Here is a 23,087-nt window from a genome sequence, read left to right on the forward strand (position 1 = left end):
GTTCGGGGGTCAGGCCGCGGTGGTCTGAACCAGCTGCGCGGCGTCGGCACCGGCCAGGGCGCGGACGAGGACGTCGTGCACCTCGGCGGCGTCCGGCAGCTGCCAGCCGCAGACCTCGGGCTTGACGCGCCAGTGCACGACACCGTGCTGGAAGGGCGACGGGGGCAGCGGGATGTAGCTGTCCTTGCCGTGCCACTGGATCGAGGCGCAGGTCGCCAGCTCGGCCGGGACGTGCTCGGCGACGGTGGTGAGGAAGAGCCAGCGGCCGTTCGGCAGCGCGATGATCGGCGCCGGGTGACCGAGGGTGCGGAGCAGGCGGCAGGCGCGCTTGCCGAGTTCGTCGTCGACCTCGATGGCGTCGAGCACGGTGCCGGTGGCGACGAGCAGGCTGTGGGTCCGGTCGGAGAACCAGGTGGCGACCCCGTGGGCGTGGGTGCCGATCTGCTCGCGCCAGTTGTCACTGGCCGGGACCGGACGACGCCAGGTGAGGTCGTCGCCGCCGGTGAGCGGAGCGGGGTTGACGCCCGGGAGCACCGGCCACCCGCGCCAAGCGAGGCCGATCGCCTCCGCCCGCAGTTCGATGCGGAAGGCGCCGCGCCAGCTATCCGGCCAATTCGCGTCCAACATTGTCTTCCTGCCTTAGGTTCCGGTTCTCCGCGACCCCGGAGCTAAACGCTGTCGTGGTGTCGCACATCTCACTTAACGGCAAGTTGCACATTGCCCGGAACCCCCGCGCGACAACCGGTGGTTACGCCGCGATGAACGCCCAGTGATCCCTACGGCCCGACCGAACCCGGCGGCGTCCGTCGACGGTGAACGGCAGCCGCCCACGGACCGTTCGTCGCGCGAAACCCCAGGATCGAGCGCTCTTCCGCGGGGCGTGCGGTCGCCGAGGCGCGTCCTATCGGCCCAGGTAGGCGGCGGATTCGACCGCTCACCGTGCACTACCGACCGCTGCCCGTGACCATCGGCCGCTCATCGTCCGCCCGGACGGATCAGCCGGTCATCGCGGCATACCGACCAGTCGGCGTCCGCTGAGCGGCGGTGGCGGGAGGTGTCCCGGTGAACGGGCAACGGGTGGTGGCCGGTTGTCGTGGGCGTAGTCGCGGTCAGGACTTGGGTCGGCTTTAGGTGGACTGGGGTTGGGCCACGGACGCACGGGCCCGCAGCCGGAGTCGGGGATGGGGATGGTCCGGGGCTAGACAGGAAGGGCCGGTGCGCGGACCGACCGAGGCCGGGCCGGGCCGATCGCAACCCCGGAGCGCCGACGCCCTACTGCCCACGGCAGCGCGCCTGTTTCCGCGGCTCACGGTGGCTGACCCGTGGGTCCGGCTCGGGCTCGAGCCGAGGGGCCTGGCAGTCCGGCGAAGCCGAGGCTGGGTGCCTGGACCTCGACGAAGGCGTCCAGGCGCTGCCATCGGCAGGTCAAAAGCGTCACCGCCATCCGGTCCGCGATCCACCTGGCGCGCTCACAGGCACGGGCTGGGCCCTCCGCCGCGTGCGACGCTGCCGCGAGCGCGCCCAGGTCCGCGGCGCTTTCTGCTCGGTGGCGGGCCAGGACCGCCACGCCGAGCCAGCAGCCGAAGACCGCCACCCCCGTCAGCGCGGCCACCGCCATCGCCGTCCAGATCGTGGCCACGCCGCTGTCACGGCGGTCCTCCGGGCGCGGGTCAGCCGGCCGCATCGGTGGTCTCCGTGCCCGGCTCGGCCACCGCGTAGGCCGTCGCGTTCAGGTCGATCGCCGGGAGCAGACCGCCTGCCGGGCGGGCGCTCACCCGGACCGTTATCGCGTCGGCTGTCCGACGGATATCGAGGCTCGCGCCCGCCGGGGCTATCTCGTGGACCGCGGCCGCCGCTTCGTGGGGCTGGCCTCTGGCCAGGAGCCGGGCGGCCTCGCGGGCCGCGTCCGTGCAGCGCAGCTGGCTCGTCAGCAGCGTGAGGCCCGCGACCAGCAGGACCGTCACCACGGTCAGGCCGGCCAGGCCGAGTGCCGCTTCGACCGTCACGCTGCCTTCGTCTTCGCGGCTCACGACGGCACCGTCAGGGCCTTCATGACCAGGCTCGTCAGCCACGAGACCACCGAGTCGCCGGTGAGGAGGCCGTACAGGACAGCCGCGAAAGCCGCGACGGCGACCGTCACGATCGCGTACTCGACCGTTGTGGATCCGTCGTCGGAGCCGGGCCGGCGGTGGGACGCGCGCATGGGATTCCCTTCAGTACTTGTCAGTGGTCAGAAGAGCGGGCCGAGACGGGCGGCCAGGCCGAGGACGACCGGTAGCACGCCCAGGCAGAAGAAGGCCGGCAGGAAGAGGAGGCCGACCGGCAGCGCCAGTGCCACCCCGGCTCGTTCCGCACGCTCTTCCGCCTCGGTGGTCAGCTCCTCGCGGAACCGTTCGGCGAGGTCGGCGGCGGCCGCGGCGAAGGCCGCGCCCGAGCGAGACGTCCGGATCGCGGCGGCCACCAGTTCCCCGAGGCCCGGGACGGCCCGCACCGGCGCCCACGCCTCTTCCGAGCCGGAGCCGAGCGCGAGGAGGCCTGCGGTCGAGCGCAATGCCGCACTTGCCGCGGCCGGCGCGGTGACGGCCGCCGCATCGAGCGCCGAGGCGACCGGTAGCCCCGCGCGGAGGCACGCCGCGAGGAGATCGAGCGTGTGGGCGAGCCGGAGCTTGGCCGCCAGGTCGACGGTGGGTGCTCGCGGCCGCCGGGTGCGGCGGATCGCCCACCAGCCGCCAGCAGCCATCAGACCGCCTACGACCATTCCCGGCAGCCCGCCGATGAGGACTGCCGTCGATACGCCGCCCAGGGTGGTCGCGGCGGGCGCGACTGCCCGGGGCCATTCGCGGGGCTCCGAGCTCGCGCTGCCGGCCAGCCAGGTGAAGCGCCGTGCTGCGGCGGAGTCGCTCGGCCAGGTGAGGAGGGCTCCGGCAAAGAGAAGGAGCGCCGTTGCGTTCATCGGAACCGCCCTTCTCCGGCGGGAGCCCGACGCGTGGACTCCCACAGCCACGTGGCAAGGCCGCCGGCAGGGAAACAGACTGCGGTGACGTTCACCGGGACCGCCCTTCTCCGGCGAGGACGCGACGCGTGGACTCCCACTGCCACGTAACAAGGCCGCCGGTGGAGAATCGGAACCGCTCCTCGTCAGTGAGAGCGCGTCGCGTGGACTCCCACAGGCACATGACAAGGCCGCCGGCAGGGAAAAGGAGCGCGGTGGCGTTCATCGGATCCGCACCCGGCCCATCAAGGCGCGGCACCACGCCGTTCCCGCCCAGAGCAGGAGACTGCCGGCCACCAGCAACACCTGGCCTGGCGAGCTCCCCGTCAGGACGGACAACGGAGAGGCGCCCATCGCCTGGCCGAGCAGTACGCACAAGGCGGGCAGGCCGGTGAGCACCGCCGCGCTCGCCCGGGGGCCGGCCAGCTTCGCGCGCGTTCGGCGGGCGAACGTCAGGCTTGCTTCGGCGTCGCGGCGGGCCGCGTCGAGGACGTCGGCCATCGGCAGGCCGTAGCGCCTGCCCAGGGTCCAGGCCGCGGCCAGTTCCGGGAGGGCCGGAGCCCGCAGCTCGCCGTCGAGGCGGGCCGACGTCGCCAGCGCGCGGAGGTCGTCCGCTACCGCCGGGACGACCTCTGCCGCCGCCTCCGCCGCGGTCACCGGGTGGGCGCCGGAGCGCAGCTCGGACACCATCGTGCGCAACGCCGTTGCCGTGTGGGCCGCCATCTCGAGGTTCGCGGTCGCCCGGCGGTGGGCTTGGCGCTCCTGGCGCCACGCCAGGGTCAGCACGCCCGCGGCGATCGCGCCCCCGGGTCCCGCGAGCAAGCCCGCGAGGGCCGCCGGGAGCAGCCAGCGGACCACGGCCCACACGTCCGGGACGCGGACCGTCGCAGGTTGCTCGACCGCCGCTTGGAGCCGGGTCGGTGCCGCCGGCCAGCACGCCAGGGCCGCTCCCACGCAGAGCGGGAACCACGCCGTGATCATCGCGGGCTCCTTCTGCGGCGCGGGAAGATGTTCAGCAGCAAGGAGATGCGCACCAGCAGCAGGATCAGCACGCGATCGCTCCCGTCGTGACGAAGAGGTGGCGGTCGACCGTCCAGCGGCCCGCGCGCCACACCGGCACCACTCGTGCCCGGCCGTGTTCCGCGCGGAGTACGCCGACCTCCGCGAGCCGGCGTCGGCCGCCGGGCTCGCGGCGCATGTGGAGGACCACCCTGATCGCCGCGACGAGCTGGCTGTGCACCGCTTCGCGACCGAGGCCGCCGAGTGCCGCCAGTGCCTCGATGCGGGCCGGTACCTCGGCCGGTGAGTTCGCGTGGACCGTGCACGCGCCGCCGTCGTGGCCCGTGTTCAACGCCGTGAGCAGGGCGCCGACCTCGGCGCCGCGGACCTCGCCGACCACCAGCCGGTCGGGACGCATGCGCAGCGCCTGGCGGACCAGCTCCGGCAGGCCCACCGCGCCCGCACCCTCCACATTGGCCGGACGGGCGACGAGGCTGACGAACTGCGGGTGCGCGGGCTGCAGCTCGCCCGCGTCCTCGACGCAGACGATCCGCTCGGCCGGGTCGACCGCGCCGAGCAGCGCGGCGAGGAGCGTCGTCTTGCCCGCGCCGGTGCCGCCGGTGACGAGGAACGCCATCCGCCGCGACACGACCGTCTTCAGCAGATCCGCGCCCTTCGCGTCGAACGCCCCCAGCTCTTGCAGCGCCGCGAGATCGTGCGTAGCCGGGCGGAGCACGCGCAGGGACAGGCACGTGCCGCCGGCCGCGACCGGGGGAAGGACGGCGTGGACCCGGATGCGGCCGTGGGGACCGTTGCCGGGCAGCCAGCCGTCCACATAGGGCTGTGCGTCGTCGAGCCGGCGGCCGGCCGCGAGCGCGAGGCGCTGGGCCAGCCGGCGGACGGCTTCTTCGCCGTCGAACGCGATGCCGGTGCGGACCAGGCCGTCCGGGCCGTCCGTCCAGACCTCGTCCGGCCCGGTGACGAGCACGTCGGTCGTCGCCGGGTTCTCGAGGAGCGGGGCCAACGGGCCGGCGCCGACGAACTCGTCGCGGGCTCGGCGGGCCGCGTCGAGCACCGCGTCGTGGCCGAGCGCGCCACCGGCTTCGGCGCGGACCGCCGTTGCGACGGCGACCGGATCGGCTTGCCGGCGGTCGCCGGCGAGCCGGTTGCGGACGCGGTCCACGAAGTCGGTGGTCATCGGTTCGCCGCCTCGGCCTTGGTGTGGCCGGCTGTCACGCGGGTGCCGGTGAGCACGGCCAGGAAGTTCGCCGCGCTCACCGGGCCGCGGCCGGCGAGGGTCAGGACCGTGGGCAGCAGGAGCTCGGCCACCCTGATCGGGGCGCCCGGCGGGCGAAGCCGGGCGCTCATCGGGCCGCCGCCCGGGCCTCGCGGCGGGCCACCGCCAAGACGTCCGCGGCCGCCGTCGCCAGCGGACCGGACGGCTTGGCCGGGAACTCGCCGCGTTCGATCGCCACCGGCAGACCCCGCTCCGGAGCCATCGACGCCAGCAGGGGCGGGCCGAGAAGACCAGCCGTCCGGACGGGCGAGACGCCGGCCCGGGACCGTCCACACGCGACCACACCCAGGCGGGCCGTCAGTTGCGACAGGGGCCGCAGCACCTGCTTCGCCGCCATGCAGGCGCGGAACTCCACGGGCACCACCAGCACCACCAGGTCGGCCACGGTGACCGCTTCCGCGGCCGCGTCGCCCAGGGTGCGCGGGAGGTCGCAGATCACCGTGCGGCCCGCACGGCGACCGGCCGCGAGGACCGCCGACAGGGACTCGACCGCCGGGCCTTCGCCCTCCCGGCCGCACGCCAGCACCGGCAGGCTGCCGCCGCGATGTCGCCGTTGCGGGAGCGCCGCCGCCAGCGCCGGCACCGACATGCGGCCGCTCAGCCGCACTTCCGACCAGCGTGGCCCGGGCGTCTTTTCCAAGCCCAGCAACAGGTCCAGACCGCCGCCCAGAGGATCGCAGTCCACCAGCAGGGCGCCACCCGGCTCCCGGTCGGCCGCCAGCGCCAGTGTCGCGGCGAAGACGGACGCACCCGCGCCGCCCCGGCCGCCGACCACGGCGAGCACCAGGCCGGCTTCTTCCGCCGGGGTCTCGACGACGTCGGCGAAGGCGCTCGCGAGCTCCGTCTCCTCGTCGGGCAACGAGATCACGCGCTCGACGCCGACGCGGAACGCGTGCTCCCACGTCCGTGTCCCCGGGCTGCCCTTGCAGACCAGCAGGATCCCGCCCCGCCGGGGCAGGATGGGCGAAAGCCGCGCCGCTTCCTCGTCGAGGACCACCAGTGGAGCCCTGGCCCAGTGCGCCCGGGCCGCCGTCAGGTCCGGTGCCCGGTCGAACTCGCAGCCCGCGACCGCGGCCACGCGCAGGATTTCGTCGAGCACGGTTTCGTCCGCGGCGACCACGATCGGTCGTTCCCCCGTCATGCGTTTCTCCCCCGTCGTCGGTGCGGGCCGTGGGTGGCCCGGGTTCCACCGTCGCGGTGGGGGGCTCGGGGGCGCAACGGGGCGGGCGGGCGGCTGTGGACAACCGGGGTGTTGTGGACAACTGCCGTCCCGCGGACGGCTCGCGGGCCGGTTCTGTCGGTGGGCTGTGGCAGGATCGCGCCCGCCCGCGACGCACGCGCGGCGCGAAAACGCGGGGAATGCCCGCGTCCGAAGATTTCCCGCGCCGAAGAAACGATGATCCGGCCTGGGAAAAACGGAATCGAGAAAGGTAAGCGGAAGGCAAGACGCCCCGCGCCGAGCGCGCGAACCGAAAGGCAAGAGGAAGGTTAAGAGGGCGGCCCCCGCCAGGGGGGAGGGACGGGGGCCGCCGTGGGTTCAGCCCCGGGGGGTCGGACTGAACCGGCCCGGTTGGACACCGGGCTCCCTCACTGTAACTCCGCCGGTGGCCGGTTCGCGCGCCGGGCGAGGCACACAGTTCGATAACGGCACAGCGCCCCGGAAGTGCCTTCCTGTCATGGATTTTCCGCCCGACACGGCACGCGGGTGGTGGATCAACGGGACGCGCCGCGATCAAGCTCCTATCCTGGGCAGGTGGCCGAACCGAGCAGCGCGCTGCCGCGCATCCGGAAGCCGGGCCCGGAGCACGCGGTGGCCGCGTTCTTCGACCTGGACAAGACGATCATCGCCTCTTCGAGCGCGCTGGCGTTCAGCAAACCATTGCTGAAAGAAGGATTGATCAACCGTCGCGCCGCGTTGCGCAGTGCCTACGCGCAGCTGGTGTTCTCACTCGCCGGCGCCGACGAGAACAAGACCGAACGGCTCCGGGCCGAGGTTTCCGCGCTGTGCGCCGGCTGGGACGTCGCTCAGGTTTCGTCGATCGTCCGCGAAACCCTGCACGACGTCGTCGACCCGCTCGTGTACGTGGAGGCGGCGGAGCTGATCGCGCGGCACCGGGAGGACGGGCACGACGTCATCGTGCTGTCGGCGACCGGCGAGGAGGTCGTCGCACCGGTGGCGGAAATGCTCGGCGCGACGCGGAGCGTGGCCACGCGGATGCAGATCGTGGACGGGCGCTACTCCGGCGAAGTCGACTTCTACTGCTACGGCGCCAACAAGGCCGTCGCCGCGAAGCAGCTCGCCGCGACCCACGGCTACGACCTCGCGGAGTGCTTCGCCTACACCGACTCGAGCACCGACATCCCGCTGCTCGAGGTCGTCGGGCACCCGCACGTGGTCAACCCGGACAAGCTCCTGCGGCGCGAGGCCCTCGACCGCGGCTGGCCGATCCTGGCCTTCGACCGGCCCATGTCGCTGCGCAGCCGGATCCCGACCCGATCGGCGGGAATGGTGGCTCTCGGCGTCGGCGCGATGGCGGCCGGAGCGACCTGGTACGGCCTCAATCGTCGCCGTCGGTCTCGGTAGCCGCCCGGGCCGCCACCCACACGGCCGTACGGCCTCCGCTTTTGCTTGGCCCAGCCCCGAATTGTCCGTCGCGGAGGGTGCCCGTGTCACCCGATCCAGCCTCTGTACCGGTGCACCCGTCCGCGCACTTGAAGTGACCGGGCTCACGGCGTAGAAAGTAGGTGCGGACGTTTGGTCGGCCAGGGAGCAGGTAGAAGAGAAGCCTGTTCCACCCCGGCAAATCTCCGTGCGCGGACTCCGGGTACCCACGCGCAGCGCGCCGCGGGAGGCTCGTCGTCTAGGGACTGCGTAGTGGGACGCCACACGCCGAGTCCATGTAGGTACGACCAGAGTTGCACGCTTGGTCGCCCGAGAAGTTCGCGCTTGCAGGCGGCGCCCGTTGGCCCCAGGGCCACGGGCGCCGCCTCGTTTCATGCCGAGGGCCGGAGGCGCCGGTACGGGCGCGGAACTTTCACCGGGGAACGCGGAATCGGCGCATCACCCGTGATCAGCGGGGCCTCACGCGTGTCTGGAGGGGCATCACGTGTGAGCCGGGACGGATCTCGCGTGACTGAAGACGGATCTCGCGTGATTGGAGACGGAACCGGCGGGCCGGGGGTCGGGGTCCTGCACCTTGCGAACGGCGACTTTCTTACCGATCCGGGTACGAACTCCTCCGTTGGTGCGGTCGGTCGATGGACATCGACGGATTCGGTGAGTAGCTTCCCGATACTGGCGCTTCCGAGTGGACTTCTGACGTCCGCCGGGCGCCCGCAACTTTCTGGGAGGCTGGTCGTGACGACCCGAAATCGGAGGTTCCATGCGCTCGCCCTGCCCGTCGCGGGGGTGCTCGCCCTCACCGGTGTGGGTGTCGCGACCGCGGCGAGTGCGCCGCGGGTGAGCATGGACGCGCAGGCGGAGGCCGCGGCGACGCAGGCGCTGCGCGGGCTGACGCTCGAGCAGAAGGTCGGGCAGCTGTTTGTCACCTGGGTGAACGGCAAGTCGGCCGACGAGGTGAACCCGAAGAACCAGGCGGACTTCGGCGTGGACACCCCGGCGCAGGTGGTCCGGAAGTACCACCTCGGCGGCGTCATCTACTTCAACAACGACACCCGCGACAACTTCGACGACCCCACGCAGGTCGCGAAGCTGTCGAACGGCCTCCAGAAGGCGGCCATCACGAGCGGGGCGCACATCCCGCTGCAGATCGCCGCCGACCAGGAGGGCGGCACGGTGACCCGGATGGGCGCGCCGGCCACCGAGTTCCCCAACGCGATGGCCATCTCGGCCGGGCGCGACACCGGCCGCGCGACGAAGGCCGCCACGATCCTCGGCCAGGAGCTGCGGGCCGTCGGCATCAACCAGGACTTCGCGCCCGATTCGGATGTCAACTCCAACCCCGTCAACCCGGTCATCGGCGTCCGGTCCTTCGCCGGGCAACCCGGCCTGGCCAGCGACTTCGTCACCGCCGAGATCAAGGGCTTCCAGAAGTCCGTCGCGGCGACCTCGAAGCACTTCCCCGGCCACGGCGCCGCCCCGACCGACAGCCACACCGGGCTGCCGCGCATCGACAGCACCGAGGACCAGTGGCGGGCCACCGACGTGCCGCCGTTCAAGGCCGCGGTCAAGGCCGGCGTCGACTCGATCATGACCGCGCACATCCAGTTCCCGAGCCTCGACCCGTCGCTGGAGCCCGCGACGCTGTCGAAGCCGATCGTCACCGGCAAGCTGCGCAACGAGCTGCACTACAACGGCGTCGTCATCACCGACTCCCTCGAGATGCAGGGCGTGCGCGAGCTGCACAGCGACGCCGAGATCCCGGTCCTGGCGCTCAAGGCCGGCGTCGACCAGCTGCTCATGCCGGTGCACCTCGACGTCGCCATCAACTCCGTGCTGGCTGCCGTGAAGTCCGGAGAGATCCCGATGCAGCGGATCGACCAGAGCGTGCTGCGCGTGCTGAAGCTGAAGTTCAAGAGCGGCATCCTGTTCTCGCCGTTCGTCGACGCGAACCGGGTGATGAAGACCGTCGGGACGCCGTCGAGCCTCGCGACCGCGCAGGACATCGCCGACCGCGGCATCACGGCCGTCGCGAACGACGCCGGTCTCCTGCCGCTGAAGCAGAAGCCCGCCACGACGCTCGTGACCGGCTGGGGCGCCTCCACGACGGTGACGCTCGCGCAGAAGCTGACCGCCCACGGCACGGCCGCGACGGCGTACCAGACCGGTCAGGCCCCGACGGACGCCCAGATCGCCCAAGCTGTCGCCAACGCGAAGAACGTCGACCTCGTCGTCGTGCTGACCAACAACATCGGCGGCTTCCCCCTGCAGACCAAGCTCCTCGACGCCCTGCAGACCACCGGCAAGCCGGTCGTCGCCGTCGCCGCGCAGATCCCCTACGACGCCGGTTACGCGTCCACGGTGAAGACCTGGCTGGCGACCTACGGCTACATCGGGCCGACGCTGGAAGCGCTGGCCAAGGTGATCCTCGGCGAGACTAAGCCGATCGGGAAGCTGCCGGTCGACATCCCGGCGGGGGCCGACGTGCACACCGTGAAGTACCCCTTCGGCCACGGGCTGACCTGGTGAACCTGAACCGGCGCCACTTCCTCGGCGCGGGTGCGCTGGCGGTCCCGGCCCTGGCGGGCGGCTCGGCCGTCGCCGGGGCCCAGCCCGAGCCCCAGTTCCAGGAACAGGCCCAAGCCCATCCCGGCCGCGTCCTCACCGGCGCCGAACAGCTGGCCGCGCAGGGCTGGCGGTCCTTCGCGGGCCGCAAGCTCGGCGTCCTGTCGAACCCGACCGGCGTGCTGCTGAACGGCGACCACATCGTCGACTCGATGGTCGCGGCCGGCGTGCGGCCGGTCGCGGCCTTCGGGCCCGAACACGGCTTCCGCGGCAGCGCGCAGGCCGGCGGCTCCGAAGGCGACTACACCGACCCGCGCACCGGCGTGCCGGTGTACGACGCGTACGGCGCCGACGCGACGAAGCTCGCTTCGCTGTTCACCAAGGCAGGCGTCGACACGGTCGTCTTCGACATCGCCGACGTCGGGGTGCGCTTCTACACCTACATCTGGTCGCTCTACACGGCGATGGTGGCCGCGGCGCAGGTCAAAGCCGCCTTCGTCGTGCTCGACCGGCCGAACCCGATCGGCGGCCGGGCAGCCGGCCCACTGCTCGACCCGAAGTTCGCCTCGGGCATCGGGAAGAAGCCGATCGTCCAGCAGCACGGCATGACCGTCGGCGAGCTGGCCCGCTTCTTCGCCGAAGAGTTCCTGCCGGGCGAAGGCGTGAAGCTGGAGCGCCTCGACGTCGTCCAGGTACGCGGCTGGCAGCGCGACACGCTCTTCGCGCAGACCGGGCTGAACTGGGTGCTGCCGAGCCCGAACATGCCGACGCCGGACACGGCGCTCGTCTACCCGGGCACCGGCATGTTCGAGGGCACGGTGTTCTCCGAAGGCCGCGGCACGACCAGGCCGTTCGAAATCATCGGCGCGCCCGGACTCGACTGGCGCTGGCGCGAGAAGCTCGAAGACCTGCAGCTCCCCGGGGCGAAGTTCCGCGAGATCTACTTCATGCCGACGTTCGGCAAGTTCGTCAACCAGGCCTGCGGAGGCGTGCAGGTCGGCGTCGGGGACCCGCGGGCCTTCGACGCGATCCGCACCGCGGTCGCCATGCTGGTCACGGCGAAGGCGCTGCACCCGGACGTCTTCGCGTGGCGCCCCGACAACTACATCGACAAGCTTTCCGGGTCCGATCGCCTGCGGACCATGGTCGACGCCGGCGCGGGCGTCGACGAGGTCACCGGCGCCTGGCGGGCCGAGCTGGCCGAGTTCGACCGGAAACGTCGTCGCTACCTGCTCTACCGCTGAGGGAGAACTCGTGCGTGCTAGGAAGGTCCTCGCCGCGGCCACCGGAGTGCTGGTCGCGCTGACCACCTTGACTGTGTCGGATTCGGGAGCCAGCGCCATCGGACGCCACGACGACGCGGGCCGCTTCGACCGGCCGCACCAGGGGTTCGCCTCGCCGTGGACGACCCTGCGCGACGGCAAACCGAAGGAAGCCGGGCTCGACCCGGCGCCGATCAAGGCCGCCGAGGACTTCCTCGCGAGCTGGACGAAGCCGGACGCCACCGGGCACCCGCACTTCTCCGGCGCGGTCGGCCTGCTGGCCCACGACGGCGTCGTCGTCGACCGGTACGCCGTCGGCGGCGCGCTGCGGTACGCCGACGCCGCGGGCACCGAACTGCCCGCCGAGCAGCAGGTCCCGATGCGCAACGACACCATCTTCGACATGGCGTCGATCTCGAAGCTGTTCACCTCGATCGCCGTGCTGCAGCTCGTCGAACGCGGTCAGCTCACCATCGACACCCCGGTGAGCCGGTTCTTCCCGGAGTTCGCCACCGGCGACAAGGCCGCCATCACGATCAAGATGCTGCTCACGCACGTCTCCGGGTTCGACGCCGACCCGATCCCGTCGCTGTGGGCGGGCTACCCCGACATCCCGTCGCGCCGGCAGGCGGTGCTCGACAGCCCGCTGAAGAACAAGCCGGGCACGACCTACCTCTACTCCGACATCAACCTCCTCACCCTCGGCTTCATCGTCGAGAAGCTGACCGGGAAGCCGCTGGACGAGGTGGTCCACGACCGGATCACCGCGCCACTGGGCATGGTCGACACCGGCTACAACCCGCCCGCGTCGAAGCTGAACCGGATCGCCGCGACCGAGTACGAGGCGAACCCGCCGCGCGGGATGGTCCGCGGCAGCGTGCACGACGAGAACGCGTGGTCACTCGGCGGCGTCGCCGGGCACGCCGGGGTGTTCAGCACGGCGAACGACATGGCGGTCCTCGCCCAGACGATGCTCAACGGCGGCAGCTACCGCGGGCACCGGATCCTCGGCGAGGACACCGTGCGGCAGATGATGCTGACCAACTACAACCAGCAGTTCCCCGACGACGCGCACGGCCTGGGCTTCGAGCTCGACCAGCCCTGGTACATGGGCGCGCTGGCCTCCCCGGTCACCGCCGGGCACACCGGCTTCACCGGGACGACGCTCGTCATCGACCCCGAGTCGCGTTCCTTCGCGATCCTGCTGACCAACCGCGTGCACCCGAGCCGGAGCTGGGGCTCGATCAACACCGCGCGCCAGGTCTGGGCGACGTCGCTGGCGCGGGCCATGGCCGTGAAGCCGCAGGTCGGGAAGGACGCGTGGACGAGCACGCTGGGTAACGCGAGCGTCGCGACGCTGAGTACCCGGCCCTTTACTACGCAAAGTGATCAAGCGCGGGTGTCCTTCTACGCCTTCGTGGACACCGAGGGAAGTACTGATCCATTACAGCTGCAGGCCACGACCGACGGGGTGAACTGGCAACCAGTCCCGCTGGCGGTTTCCGGGCCGGGCGCACCCTCCGGAGATGTGACGTCGCTCTCCGGACACGGGCACCGTGCCTGGTGGAAGGCGAGCGGGGCGTTGCCCCGAGGCGCGTCCGTCAGTCTCCGCTGGCGTTACAGCACCGACCCGAACTACACGGGCCGAGGGGTTTCGGTCGACGGTGTGAAAGTCACCGAGAGCGGCCGATCACTCCTCGACGGTGAACGGAACCCCGCCGTTTTCGTTGCAGAGGGTTGGCAGTTGAGCTCAAGGTGACGGCTCTGTCGCTCACTGTCCAACTTCCGGCCCAGTTAACCGTCTGCTTGCCGTTTGCACCGCGACACTAAGTTGCCAAGTCGTTAGCTTGACCTCGTTAACAAGACCGACCTGGTTGGCGACTTTCTGGTCAGTGATTAATCGCAAATCCAGATCCGCAGACACGGATGGGTTGCGATGAGACTGAAGGGTGTGGGTAGCCTTGTCGCAGATGCCAACGGTTAGTAACTTTCCGACGGTGAGTGATACCGAATCCGTAGTCGGCACGGCACCGTCCGAGCCCGTATCGGTCCAGACGACCGTGCGGGACGCGGACTCCAGCCCGCTGGTCCGGATCCGGTCCTTGCTCCCCGGCCTGGCCCGCGCCGAGCAGCGCGTGGCGAAGGTGGTGCTGGAGGATCCCGCGCACGTCGCGAGACGCAGCATCACCGAAGTGGCGCTGGCCGCCAACACAAGCGAGACGACGGTGACGCGGTTCTGCAAGGCCGTCGGGGTCGGCGGGTATCCGCAGCTGCGGATCGCGCTGGCCGCGGACACCGCGCGGACCGAGGCGCGCAGCACGCGCAACCTCGGCGGCGAGATCGGCCCGGACGACGACCTGGCGGCCGTCATCGGGAAGGTCAGCTTCGCCGACGCGCGTGCCGTCGAAGAGACGGCCGACCAGCTCGACGTCGCCACGCTGGAGCGCGTGATCGAGGTCGTCGCGAGCGCCGGCCGCGCGGACGTCTACGGCGTGGGCGCCAGCGCCTTCGTCGCCGCGGACCTGCAGCAGAAGCTGCACCGCATCGGCCGCGTGTGCTTCGCGTGGTCGGACACGCACATCATGCTGACCTCGGCCGCGGTGCTGAGCCCGGGAGACGTCGCGATCGGCGTCTCGCACACCGGCGCGACCACCGACACCGTCGAGGCGCTGCGGGTGGCCCGGGAGCACGGCGCGGTCACCATCGCCGTGACGAACTTCCCGCGGTCCCCCATCACCGAGGTCGCCGACTACGTTTTGACCACGGCAGCGCGGGAAACCACGTTCCGTTCGGGGGCCACGGCGAGCCGGATCGCCCAGCTCACCGTCATCGACTGCCTGTTCATCGGCGTCGCGCAGCGGCACATGGACGCGTCGGTCAACGCCCTGGACGCCACCCGGGACGCCGTCGGCTCGCATCGCCTGGGGGTCAGGCCGGACGGCCGTCGCCGTCCGCGGGAAACCGGCAAGTAATGACGGAAAAAGTGAGGCGCATGATGACCGTCCCGACACAGGCGGTGCACGTCGATTCGCCGACCGAGACCCGCAATCCCCGCACCACGGACATCGACCTGATGTCCACCGCGGGGATCCTGGGCGCGATCAACGCCGAGGACCGCACGGTCGCCGGCGCCGTGGCCGAGGTGCTGCCGCAGGTGGCCCGCGCGGTGGACTACGCGGTGGACGCCCTGCGGTCCGGCGGCCGGGTGCACTACGTCGGCGCGGGGACGTCCGGGCGCCTGGCCACGCTGGACGCGGCCGAGCTCGTGCCGACGTTCAACGTGCCGGCGGACTGGTTCATCGCGCACCACGCCGGCGGCGAGCGCGCGCTGCGCCAAGCCGTCGAAAACGCGGAGGACGACGACGGGGCCGGCGCGGCCGAGATGGCCGCCATGGTCCAGCCGGGCGACTTCGTGCTGGGGCTGACGGCGTCGGGCAGGACGCCGTACGTCTTGGGCGCGCTGCTGGCCGCGTCGCGCCAGGGCGCCCGCACCGGCCTGGTGTCGGGCAACCCGAAGGCCGCCAAGCCGGCGGGTGTCGACGTGCTCATCGCCGTCGACACCGGCCCGGAGGCGATCGCCGGGTCGACCCGGATGAAGGCGGGCACGGCGCAGAAGATGATCCTCACGTCGTTCTCCACGGCGACGATGATCAAGCTCGGCCGGACCTACTCCAACCTGATGGTCAGCATGCGGGCCACCAACGCGAAGCTGCGCGGCCGGACCATCCGCATCCTGCAGGAAGCCACCGGCATGACGATGGCGGACTGCTCGGACGCGCTCACCGAGGCCGGGGGCGACCTCAAGGTGGCGCTGGTGCACCTGCTGTCCGGGGAAGACGTGAAGAGTGCGGCGAAGGCTTTGCACGCTTCCGGTGGACACGTCCGGAAGGCGTTGGACCTGGTGCGGGCGCGCGCCAGCTAGATATTCATCTGTTCACCTGTCTAACCTCTCAGATGAGGGAAGGCGGGTGGGCGATGGCGGGCACAGAGGACTCGCGGCGCGGGCTTTCGCGCCGCGAGTGGGTGTCGATCGGCGGGATGGCGGGGTTCATCCTGCTGCTCAACGTCGTGGGCTGGGTGGTGCTGGCGGTCTTCGTCGCACCCCGCCACTACGCGCTGGGCGCGTCCGGGGTCTTCGGGATCGGTCTCGGCGTCACGGCGTTCACGCTCGGCATGCGGCACGCGTTCGACGCTGACCACATCGCCGCGATCGACAACACCACGCGCAAGCTGATGGCCGACGGCCAGCGGCCGCTGTCGGTCGGCTTCTGGTTCTCGCTCGGGCACTCGACGATCGTCTTCGCGCTGTGCCTGCTGCTCTCCCTCGGCGTCCGCGCACTGGCCGGCCAGGTCGAGGACGGCTCATCGGCGTTGCACGACGCGACGGGCGTCATCGGGACGTCGGTGTCCGGTGTGTTCCTGTACGTGATCGCGATCCTCAACCTCGTCGTGCTGATCGGCATCCTGCGGGTGTTCCGGCGGATGCGCCACGGCGAGTTCGACGAGGCCGCGCTGGAGCACCAGCTGAACAACCGCGGGGTGCTGAACCGCCTGCTGCGCGGCGCGACGAAGTCCGTGCGCAAGCCGTGGCACATCTACCCCGTCGGCCTGCTGTTCGGCCTCGGCTTCGACACCGCGACCGAGATCGGCCTGCTGGTGCTCGCCGCCGGCGCCGCCACGTTCGCCCTGCCCTGGTACGCGATCCTCGTGCTGCCGATCCTGTTCGCCGCCGGGATGAGCCTGTTCGACACCGTGGACGGCTGTTTCATGAACTTCGCCTACGGCTGGGCGTTCGCGAAGCCGGTGCGCAAGATCTTCTACAACATCACGGTGACGACGTTGTCGGTCGCCGTCGCGTTCGTCATCGGCACGATCGAGCTGGTGTCGATCCTCGCCGAGAAGCTGGCCATCACCTCGGGACCGCTGGCCGCGATCGCCTCGGTGAACCTGGACTACGTCGGCTTCGGGATCGTCGGGTTGTTCGTGCTGACGTGGGTCGTCGCGCTGGCGGTGTGGCGGTTCGGGCGGATCGAAGAGAAGTGGTCCTCGAAACTGTCCGGTTAGGAGGCCGCGTCGGAGATGCTCTTCGCTTCGCGCGCGCCCGCTTCGAACGCTTCGCAGCAGAAGAGCAGCCACGCGCGTACGCCCTCGGGCTCCCCGCTCGCGAAGCCTTCGGCCGCTTCGAGATAACGCGGCACGCGGCGGAAGAACGCGACTTCGGGGATGCTCAAGGCTTTCGGGTCCAGGCCCGTCGCCACCATCGTCAGCCGCGCCGCGGCCCGCGCGACCACGCCGTTCGCGCTGCCGAAAGGCTTGAGCGCCAACAGTTCCCCGTGCACGACCGCGGTCAGGACCGGGCCCGGCACGGACGTCGCGCCCGTCACGAGCTGAGCGAGCATCTCCAGGCGACCGCCGCCGGAATGCGGGCGCCCCAACGCATCCGGGTCGTCGACGAGGTCCGCCGCGGCCAGGACGTGCAGCCGGGCCAGCGCCTGCATCGGGGCCCGGCGCCACGTCGGGAGCAGCGTCTCCAGCGTCTCCGCGACGCGCAGCGAGCCGGCGAGGATCGGGTCGTCGACCGCGCCGTCGGCGGGCAGTTCCGGGTTGGCGCCTTCGATGCCGGCGGACGCCCGGGCCGCCCGCACCGACGCTTCGGCCGCCGTCGCCGCGCCGCCGCGGAGGTTGGCGGGGAGGCGGTGCACCGCGAACACGGCGTCTTGCGCGGACTTCGCGGCCGCCGCGACGCCTTCGAGGTCGAGGAGGGGCTTGAGCGGATCAGGCATCGAGCACCTGGCCTTCGCGGGAGACCACGGGCGGCAGCACCGACCACGGGAAGTTGATCCAGCGGTCGGTGTGCCGCCAGACGTACTCGCACTTGACCGTCGAATGCGGCTTCTCGTAGACGACGGCCGAGCGCACCTCGGCGACGTGCGCCACGCAGAAGTCGCGCACCAGCTTGAGCGTGGCACCGGTGTCGGCGACGTCGTCGGCGATCAGCACCTTCTTGCTCGTCAGGTCGACGACGTTGGGCACCGGCGGCAGCATCACCGGCAGGTCGAGGCGCTGGTCGACGCCGGTGTAGAACTCGACGTTCATCACGTGCAGGTTCTTCACGTCGAGCGCGTAGCCGAGCGCGCCGGCGACGAACAGCCCGCCACGCGCGATGGACAGGATGAGGTCCGGCGCGAAGCCGTCTTCGGCGATGGTGTGAGCCAGTTCACGGCCCGCCGTGCCGAACAGCTCCCAGCTCAGCTCTTCCCGCTCTTCGGCCATCGATCTCGCCCTTCGTCGTGGTCAGCCGAGCATAGGCAACGCCGAAGTGGACTTCGGAAATGCTCGGAAATTGGCTATCAGAGGAAGCCAATGCGCCGATTACGGTGATCACGTGAGCGACTGGAGCACCCGACCGACCCTGTCCGGCGAGCACGTCCGCCTGGAACCGCTGACGCCCGAGCACGCCAAGGGCCTGTTCGAGGCCGGTGCCGACCCGGGCATCTGGGCGTGGCTGAGCATCCGGCAGCCGGGGGATCTTCCGGCGGCCGAGCGGATGGTCGGAGAGGCGCTCGCCGACCCCGACCGGCGGCCCTTCGCGCAGATCGACGTGACGTCCGGCCGCGTCGCGGGGACGACGTCGTACTACCAGGTCGTCGAGAAGCACCGGATCCTCTCGATCGGGCACACGTGGATCGGCGCGGACTGGCAGCGCACCGGGCTGAACACCGAATCGAAGCTGCTTCTCCTCACGTACGCGTTCGAAACCCTTGACGCGCAACGGGTCTGCTGGGAGACCGACATCCGCAACCTGCGCTCGCAACGCGCCATCGAACGGCTTGGCGCGCTTCGCGAAGGCGTGCTGCGCGCGCACCGGATCCGGCCGGACGGGTCGTCGCGCGACACCGTCACCTATTCGATGCTGGCCCCGGAGTGGCCGGCGGCGAAGGCGCGGCTGAACGAACGCTTAGTCACCGCGGCTCGCCTGCCTCGGTGAAACGACCGGGCAACGTGGGTGCAACCTTTTACAAGGCGGACTAACGTCGCTAGCGTGCCGCTAGCCGTCATGTCGGCGCACTACAGGAGGCCTTGCAACCATGACCGAGCAGTCCCCAGCCCTGGACAACCTGCTCACCGAGAGCCGCACCTTCCCGCCCAGCGACGAATTCGCTGGCCAGGCCAACGCGAAGGCCGATCTCTACGCCGAGGCGGACGCCGATCGCGAAGCGTTCTGGGCGAAGCAGGCGGAGCGGCTGACGTGGGACACGAAGTGGACCACGGTACTGGACTGGACCAATGCGCCCTTCGCGAAGTGGTTCGTCGGCGGCAAGCTGAACGTCGCGTACAACTGCGTCGACCGGCACGTCGAGTCCGGGCACGGCGAGCAGGTCGCGATCCACTGGGTCGGCGAGCCGGGTGACACGCGGGACATCACCTACGCCGAGCTGAAGACCGAGGTTTCCAAGGCCGCCAACGCACTCGCGTCGCTGGGCGTCACCGCCGGCGACGTCGTGGCGATCCAGCTGCAGATGGTCCCCGAGGCCATCTTCGCGATGCTCGCGTGCGCGCGGATCGGCGCGCTGCACAACGTGGTCTTCGGCGGCTTCTCGCCGACGGCGCTGCGGGCCCGCGTCGACGACGCCGCCGCGAAGATCGTGATCACCTCCGACGGCCAGTTCCGCCGCGGCAAGGCCGCGCCGATGAAGGCCAATGTCGACGAAGCGCTCGAAGGCGCCGAGACCGTCGAGAAGGTCATCGTCGTGAAGCGCACGGGCGACCAGCTCGAGGGCGACGTCCCGTGGACCGACTCCCGCGACCTGTGGTGGCACGAGCTCGTCGACGGACAGTCCGAAGAGCACACTCCCGAGGCGTTCGACAGCGAGCACCCGCTGTTCATCCTCTACACGTCCGGGACGACCGGGAAGCCGAAGGGCATCCTGCACACCTCCGGCGGCTACCTGACGCAGACGGCGTACACGCACCACAACGTCTTCGACCACAAGGCCGGCGAAGACGTCTACTGGTGCACCGCCGACATCGGCTGGATCACCGGCCACAGCTACATCGTCTACGGCCCGCTCGCGAACCGCGTCACGCAGGTCGTCTACGAAGGCACGCCGAACACCCCGCACGAGGGCCGGCACTGGGAGATCATCCAGAAGTACAAGGTCTCCCTCTACTACACCGCGCCGACGCTGATCCGCACGTTCATGAAGTGGGGCGCGGAGATCCCGGAGAAGTACGACCTGTCGTCGCTGCGGGTGCTGGGTTCGGTCGGCGAGCCGATCAACCCCGAGGCGTGGATCTGGTACCGCGAGAACATCGGCGCGGGCAAGACGCCGATCGTCGACACGTGGTGGCAGACCGAGACCGGCGCGATCATGATCTCGCCGCTGCCGGGCGTCACCTCGACCAAGCCGGGTTCCGCGCAGAAGGCGCTGCCGGGCATCTCCGCGAAGGTCGTCGACGACACCGGCACCGAGGTCGGCCCGGGCGGCGGCGGGTACCTGGTGCTGGACAAGCCGTGGCCGTCGATGCTGCGCGGCGTCTGGGGCGACGAGGAGCGCTTCCGGGACACCTACTGGTCGCGGTTCAAGGACCAGGGCTTCTACTTCGCCGGCGACGGCGCGAAGTACGACAACGACGGTGACGTCTGGCTGCTGGGCCGCGTCGACGACGTGATGAACGTGTCCGGCCACCGCATCTCGACGACCGAGGTCGAGTCGGCATTGGTTTCGCACCCGACGGTGGCCGAGGCCGCGGTCGTCGGCGCGACCGACCCGACGACCGGCCAGGGCATCGTCGCGTTCGTCATCCTCCGCGGCAACGCGGTCGACGGCGGCGAAGAGGCCATCCAGGCGCTGCGCAACCACGTCGCGAAGGAGATCGGGCCGATCGCGAAGCCGCGGCAGATCATGGTCGTGCCGGAGCTGCCGAAGACGCGTTCGGGCAAGATCATGCGCCGCCTGCTGCGCGACGTCGCGGAGAACCGGCAGGTCGGCGACGTCACCACGCTGGCCGACTCGTCGGTGATGGACCTGATCTCGTCGGGCCTGAAGTCGGGCAAGACCGAGGAGTGAGCTAGCGTTCCTCTTGTCAGAGCCCTTCCGGCTTCGCGCCGGGAGGGTTCTTTCATGAACCCCCCGAGCGGCACACTTCGAACGCATGTTCTACACTGTGCCGCGAACCACACCCCCTTCCCGGGCAAGGAGACGACACGACGATGACCGTGGATGTCCTGACGCACGACGAGGAAACGGCTTCGGCTTCGACCGAGGCCCCGGTTTCGGCTCCGGCTTCGACTCCGGAGGTTTCCACCGACGAGGCGGCCGTCACCGAGTCCGCGTCCCCGGCCGCTTCGGAGGACCCGGCTCCGGCCGAGCCCGCCGCCGAAGAGGCCCCCAAGCCCAAGCGCGGCCGCCCGAAGGGTGCGGCGACCGCGTCAACGGCGAAGAAGACCCGCACGGTCGAGCTGATCCTGACCGTCACCGGCACGGCCGACGGCGAGTGGCAGGCCGAGCTGAAGAACGGCTCCAAGTGGGTCGCGAAGGGCCTGGAGATCCCCGCCGCCGCGGTGTCGCGCGCGGCGAAGGAGCTGCACTCCGACCTGTCCGGCCCGATCGACGAGGTGATCAACCAGGCCCGCGAGGCGCAGGCCGCGAAGGTCGCCGCGCTGGAGGCCGAGCTCGAGAAGGCCAAGCAGGCCCTCGCCGAGCTGGACGCCTGAGGCTTCACTCCGGGAAGCGCCCGGTTCCGCTTCGAGCGGGGCCGGGCGTTTCCGCTCTTCAGGGTCGGTTCGCGTACCTGGAGGGTCGGTTCGCGTACCTGGACAGTCGGCTCGCGTGATTGCGGGGTCGACACGGCCGTTGAAGGGTCAGCCGCCCTTCGAGCGGGCGTCGAAGGCGTCCAGCCAGGCTTGGAAGTCGAGTGGCCCGTAGAGGTACTCATCGGGACCGACCATCGAATCCGCACCGAACAGCCAGCCGATCGTGTCCCAGACCAGCTCGTCCTGGACATCTCCCGCTTCTTCGGTGATCCACGGGCGTGCCCAATCGTCGGCTTCGGCGGGAGTCAGCGTTCCCGCGGCGAGGTCTTCGAGCACCTTCCGCACCTCGTCGCGCGTCGGCTCGGGTCGCATTTGCGGCTCCTGATGAGCGGGTCAGGCCAGGGGTGGGCGGGACGGCAGGGGTGACTTGAACTCCACCCACATGGCGTCCGTCAGCGCCTCGACGTGGTGGGCCACCCCGCGCGGGTGCAGCACCGAGTCCCCCGGTTCCAGCACCGCCTCGACGCCGTCGACCGCGCCGCGGAGCTTGCCCGACAGGACGTAGACGATGCTGTCGTGGTCGTGCGCGTGCGTCGGTGATGACACGCCCGCCGGGTAGTGGATCAGGTACGCCAAGCCGCTCTCGGCCGTCTCCAGCAGGCGGAACCGGCCTTCACCGCCCTGGAGCGACAGGCCCTCGACCGTCACCAGCGGCTGCCACACTTGCTCGTCCATGCCGCCCATGATGGCCCAGGATCGCTGAGAGTCCACACAGGACCGGCTTAGGCAAGGCAGTCTTCAATTAGGCGAACCTGACCGGAAATTCGCATCTCGCCATGGTTCCCGGTTCGTGTTTCACTTGTCCCGTGACCGAAACCGCCGTGCAGCACGCCCACGAACCGCACCAGGGAGTGGGCGGGAAGCTGAATTGGCTGCGGGCCGGGGTTCTCGGGGCGAACGACGGGATCGTGTCCGTCGCCGGGATCGTCGTCGGCGTCGCCGGCGCGACCACGGAAACCACCACGATCCTGACCGCCGGAATCGCCGGGCTCGTCGCCGGCGCCTTTTCCATGGCCGGCGGGGAATACGTGTCCGTGAGCACCCAGCGCGACACCGAACAGGCCTTGCTCCGGCTGGAAAAGCAGGAGCTCAAGACCATGCCGGAGGCCGAGGAGCGCGAGCTCGCCGAGATCTACGAGGAAAAGGGGCTTTCGCCCGAATTGGCGAGCCGGGTCGCTCGCGAGCTGACCGAAAAGGACGCCCTGCAGGCGCACGCCGAGGCCGAACTCGGCATCGACCCGGACAACCTGACCAGCCCGTGGCAGGCGGCGTGGGCGTCCCTGCTCGCGTTCTCGGTCGGCGCGCTGCTGCCGATCCTGTCCATCGCCTGGGCCGGCGTCTCCCTGCGGGTGTGGGCGTGCGCGGCCGCGGTCGTCGTCGGCCTCACGCTGACCGGGTGGGTCAGCGCGAGGCTCGGCGACGCGAACGTGGGGCGCGCGATCCTCCGCAACGTCGGCGTCGGCGCCCTCACGATGGTGGTGACCTACTTCGTCGGGGTGATCTTCGGCGTCACCGTGGGCTAGCCCGCTCGAGGC

Annotated in this window: 24 protein-coding genes; 11 read left to right on the forward strand and 13 right to left on the reverse strand. The window is 70.8% G+C overall.

The genetic code is table 11. From position 1 onward, the window contains the following. Positions 1–9: 9 nt before the first annotated feature. From AB0M83_RS04815 to ssd, 9 genes are all read right to left on the reverse strand, one after another. Entirely contained in the window at positions 10–627 is a 618-nt protein-coding gene (locus tag AB0M83_RS04815; protein ID WP_364512529.1) for a bifunctional DNA primase/polymerase, read from the reverse strand. A 679-nt stretch (positions 628–1,306) separates the two neighbouring features. Next, the gene (locus AB0M83_RS04820; protein WP_364512532.1) at positions 1,307–1,684 is read right to left on the reverse strand and encodes an Rv3654c family TadE-like protein; all 378 of its coding nucleotides are present in this window, start codon (positions 1,682–1,684) and stop codon (positions 1,307–1,309) included. Continuing rightward, on the reverse strand, positions 1,671–2,006 hold the full coding sequence (locus AB0M83_RS04825) for a TadE family type IV pilus minor pilin (protein WP_364512960.1): 336 nt from the start codon (positions 2,004–2,006) through the stop codon (positions 1,671–1,673). The genes AB0M83_RS04820 and AB0M83_RS04825 overlap by 14 nt, the downstream gene beginning before the upstream one ends. Positions 2,007–2,026: 20 nt before the next feature. Continuing rightward, positions 2,027–2,203: a DUF4244 domain-containing protein gene (locus AB0M83_RS04830; protein ID WP_364512535.1), complete on the reverse strand. Its 177-nt coding sequence runs from the start codon at positions 2,201–2,203 to the stop codon at positions 2,027–2,029. Between the two features lie 27 nt (positions 2,204–2,230). After that, positions 2,231–2,953 carry a type II secretion system F family protein gene (locus AB0M83_RS04835; protein ID WP_364512538.1) on the reverse strand — a complete coding sequence of 241 codons (723 nt, stop codon included), beginning with the start codon at positions 2,951–2,953 and terminating at the stop codon, positions 2,231–2,233. A 261-nt stretch (positions 2,954–3,214) separates the two neighbouring features. Then, the gene (locus AB0M83_RS04840; RefSeq protein ID WP_364512541.1) at positions 3,215–3,973 is read right to left on the reverse strand and encodes a type II secretion system protein; all 759 of its coding nucleotides are present in this window, start codon (positions 3,971–3,973) and stop codon (positions 3,215–3,217) included. Between the two features lie 64 nt (positions 3,974–4,037). Next, positions 4,038–5,189 (reverse strand): TadA family conjugal transfer-associated ATPase, encoded by a 1,152-nt coding sequence (locus AB0M83_RS04845; protein ID WP_364512544.1) that lies wholly within the window; start codon positions 5,187–5,189, stop codon positions 4,038–4,040. Then, on the reverse strand, positions 5,186–5,359 hold the full coding sequence (locus AB0M83_RS04850) for a hypothetical protein (RefSeq protein ID WP_364512547.1): 174 nt from the start codon (positions 5,357–5,359) through the stop codon (positions 5,186–5,188). Before AB0M83_RS04850 ends, AB0M83_RS04845 begins: the two co-directional genes overlap by 4 nt. Next, a complete protein-coding gene (gene ssd / locus AB0M83_RS04855; protein ID WP_364512550.1) occupies positions 5,356–6,429 on the reverse strand; it encodes a septum site-determining protein Ssd in 1,074 nt (357 codons plus the stop codon). The genes AB0M83_RS04850 and ssd overlap by 4 nt, the downstream gene beginning before the upstream one ends. 612 nt (positions 6,430–7,041) lie before the next feature. On the opposite strand from ssd, the gene AB0M83_RS04860 reads away from it, so the two are divergent. The 7 genes from AB0M83_RS04860 (at position 7,042) to AB0M83_RS04890 (ending at position 16,799) form a co-directional block, all read left to right on the forward strand. Next, entirely contained in the window at positions 7,042–7,872 is an 831-nt protein-coding gene (locus tag AB0M83_RS04860) for an HAD family hydrolase (RefSeq protein WP_364512553.1), read from the forward strand. 825 nt (positions 7,873–8,697) lie between these two features. Continuing rightward, complete coding sequence (locus AB0M83_RS04865) at positions 8,698–10,437, forward strand: glycoside hydrolase family 3 protein (protein WP_364512963.1); 1,740 nt, start codon at positions 8,698–8,700, stop codon at positions 10,435–10,437. Next, entirely contained in the window at positions 10,434–11,717 is a 1,284-nt protein-coding gene (locus AB0M83_RS04870; RefSeq protein WP_364512556.1) for a DUF1343 domain-containing protein, read from the forward strand. The genes AB0M83_RS04865 and AB0M83_RS04870 overlap by 4 nt, the downstream gene beginning before the upstream one ends. A 46-nt stretch (positions 11,718–11,763) precedes the next feature. Beyond that, complete coding sequence (locus AB0M83_RS04875; RefSeq protein WP_364512965.1) at positions 11,764–13,494, forward strand: serine hydrolase; 1,731 nt, start codon at positions 11,764–11,766, stop codon at positions 13,492–13,494. 211 nt (positions 13,495–13,705) lie between these two features. After that, positions 13,706–14,707: a MurR/RpiR family transcriptional regulator gene (locus AB0M83_RS04880; protein ID WP_364512559.1), complete on the forward strand. Its 1,002-nt coding sequence runs from the start codon at positions 13,706–13,708 to the stop codon at positions 14,705–14,707. 20 nt (positions 14,708–14,727) lie between these two features. Beyond that, positions 14,728–15,657 (forward strand): N-acetylmuramic acid 6-phosphate etherase, encoded by a 930-nt coding sequence (locus AB0M83_RS04885; protein ID WP_364512561.1) that lies wholly within the window; start codon positions 14,728–14,730, stop codon positions 15,655–15,657. A 53-nt stretch (positions 15,658–15,710) separates the two neighbouring features. Next, positions 15,711–16,799, forward strand: a complete 1,089-nt coding sequence (locus AB0M83_RS04890) for a HoxN/HupN/NixA family nickel/cobalt transporter (RefSeq protein ID WP_364512564.1) — start codon at positions 15,711–15,713, stop codon at positions 16,797–16,799. Here the strand turns inward: AB0M83_RS04890 and AB0M83_RS04895 are convergent. Beyond that, the gene (locus AB0M83_RS04895; protein WP_364512567.1) at positions 16,796–17,518 is read right to left on the reverse strand and encodes an oxidoreductase; all 723 of its coding nucleotides are present in this window, start codon (positions 17,516–17,518) and stop codon (positions 16,796–16,798) included. The two genes, AB0M83_RS04890 and AB0M83_RS04895, sit on opposite strands and share 4 nt — an antisense overlap. Beyond that, complete coding sequence (locus AB0M83_RS04900; RefSeq protein WP_364512570.1) at positions 17,511–18,008, reverse strand: phosphoribosyltransferase; 498 nt, start codon at positions 18,006–18,008, stop codon at positions 17,511–17,513. Before AB0M83_RS04900 ends, AB0M83_RS04895 begins: the two co-directional genes overlap by 8 nt. A gap of 112 nt (positions 18,009–18,120) precedes the next feature. Between AB0M83_RS04900 and AB0M83_RS04905 the strand changes: the two genes are divergently transcribed. The 3 genes from AB0M83_RS04905 to AB0M83_RS04915 all read left to right on the forward strand — a co-directional run bounded on the left by AB0M83_RS04905 (position 18,121) and on the right by AB0M83_RS04915 (position 21,453). Next, positions 18,121–18,723 (forward strand): GNAT family protein, encoded by a 603-nt coding sequence (locus AB0M83_RS04905; RefSeq protein ID WP_364512573.1) that lies wholly within the window; start codon positions 18,121–18,123, stop codon positions 18,721–18,723. 100 nt (positions 18,724–18,823) lie between these two features. Continuing rightward, positions 18,824–20,806, forward strand: a complete 1,983-nt coding sequence (gene acs / locus AB0M83_RS04910; RefSeq protein WP_364512575.1) for an acetate--CoA ligase — start codon at positions 18,824–18,826, stop codon at positions 20,804–20,806. Positions 20,807–20,949: 143 nt separating this feature from the next. Continuing rightward, positions 20,950–21,453 carry a DUF6319 family protein gene (locus AB0M83_RS04915; RefSeq protein ID WP_364512578.1) on the forward strand — a complete coding sequence of 168 codons (504 nt, stop codon included), beginning with the start codon at positions 20,950–20,952 and terminating at the stop codon, positions 21,451–21,453. 147 nt (positions 21,454–21,600) lie between these two features. On the opposite strand, the gene AB0M83_RS04920 is transcribed toward AB0M83_RS04915, so the two are convergent. Together AB0M83_RS04920 and AB0M83_RS04925 are read right to left on the reverse strand one after the other, a co-directional pair. Beyond that, positions 21,601–21,864 carry a hypothetical protein gene (locus AB0M83_RS04920; protein ID WP_364512581.1) on the reverse strand — a complete coding sequence of 88 codons (264 nt, stop codon included), beginning with the start codon at positions 21,862–21,864 and terminating at the stop codon, positions 21,601–21,603. A 21-nt stretch (positions 21,865–21,885) separates the two neighbouring features. After that, the gene (locus AB0M83_RS04925; RefSeq protein WP_364512584.1) at positions 21,886–22,227 is read right to left on the reverse strand and encodes a cupin domain-containing protein; all 342 of its coding nucleotides are present in this window, start codon (positions 22,225–22,227) and stop codon (positions 21,886–21,888) included. A 131-nt stretch (positions 22,228–22,358) separates the two neighbouring features. Here AB0M83_RS04925 and AB0M83_RS04930 point away from each other — a divergent pair, with 131 nt between their 5' ends. Then, positions 22,359–23,075, forward strand: a complete 717-nt coding sequence (locus AB0M83_RS04930; protein ID WP_364512587.1) for a VIT family protein — start codon at positions 22,359–22,361, stop codon at positions 23,073–23,075. Positions 23,076–23,087: the final 12 nt, after the last annotated feature.

Origin of the sequence: Amycolatopsis sp. NPDC051106 (assembly GCF_040682775.1) — a bacterium.
Classification (GTDB): Bacteria; Actinomycetota; Actinomycetes; order Mycobacteriales; family Pseudonocardiaceae; genus Amycolatopsis.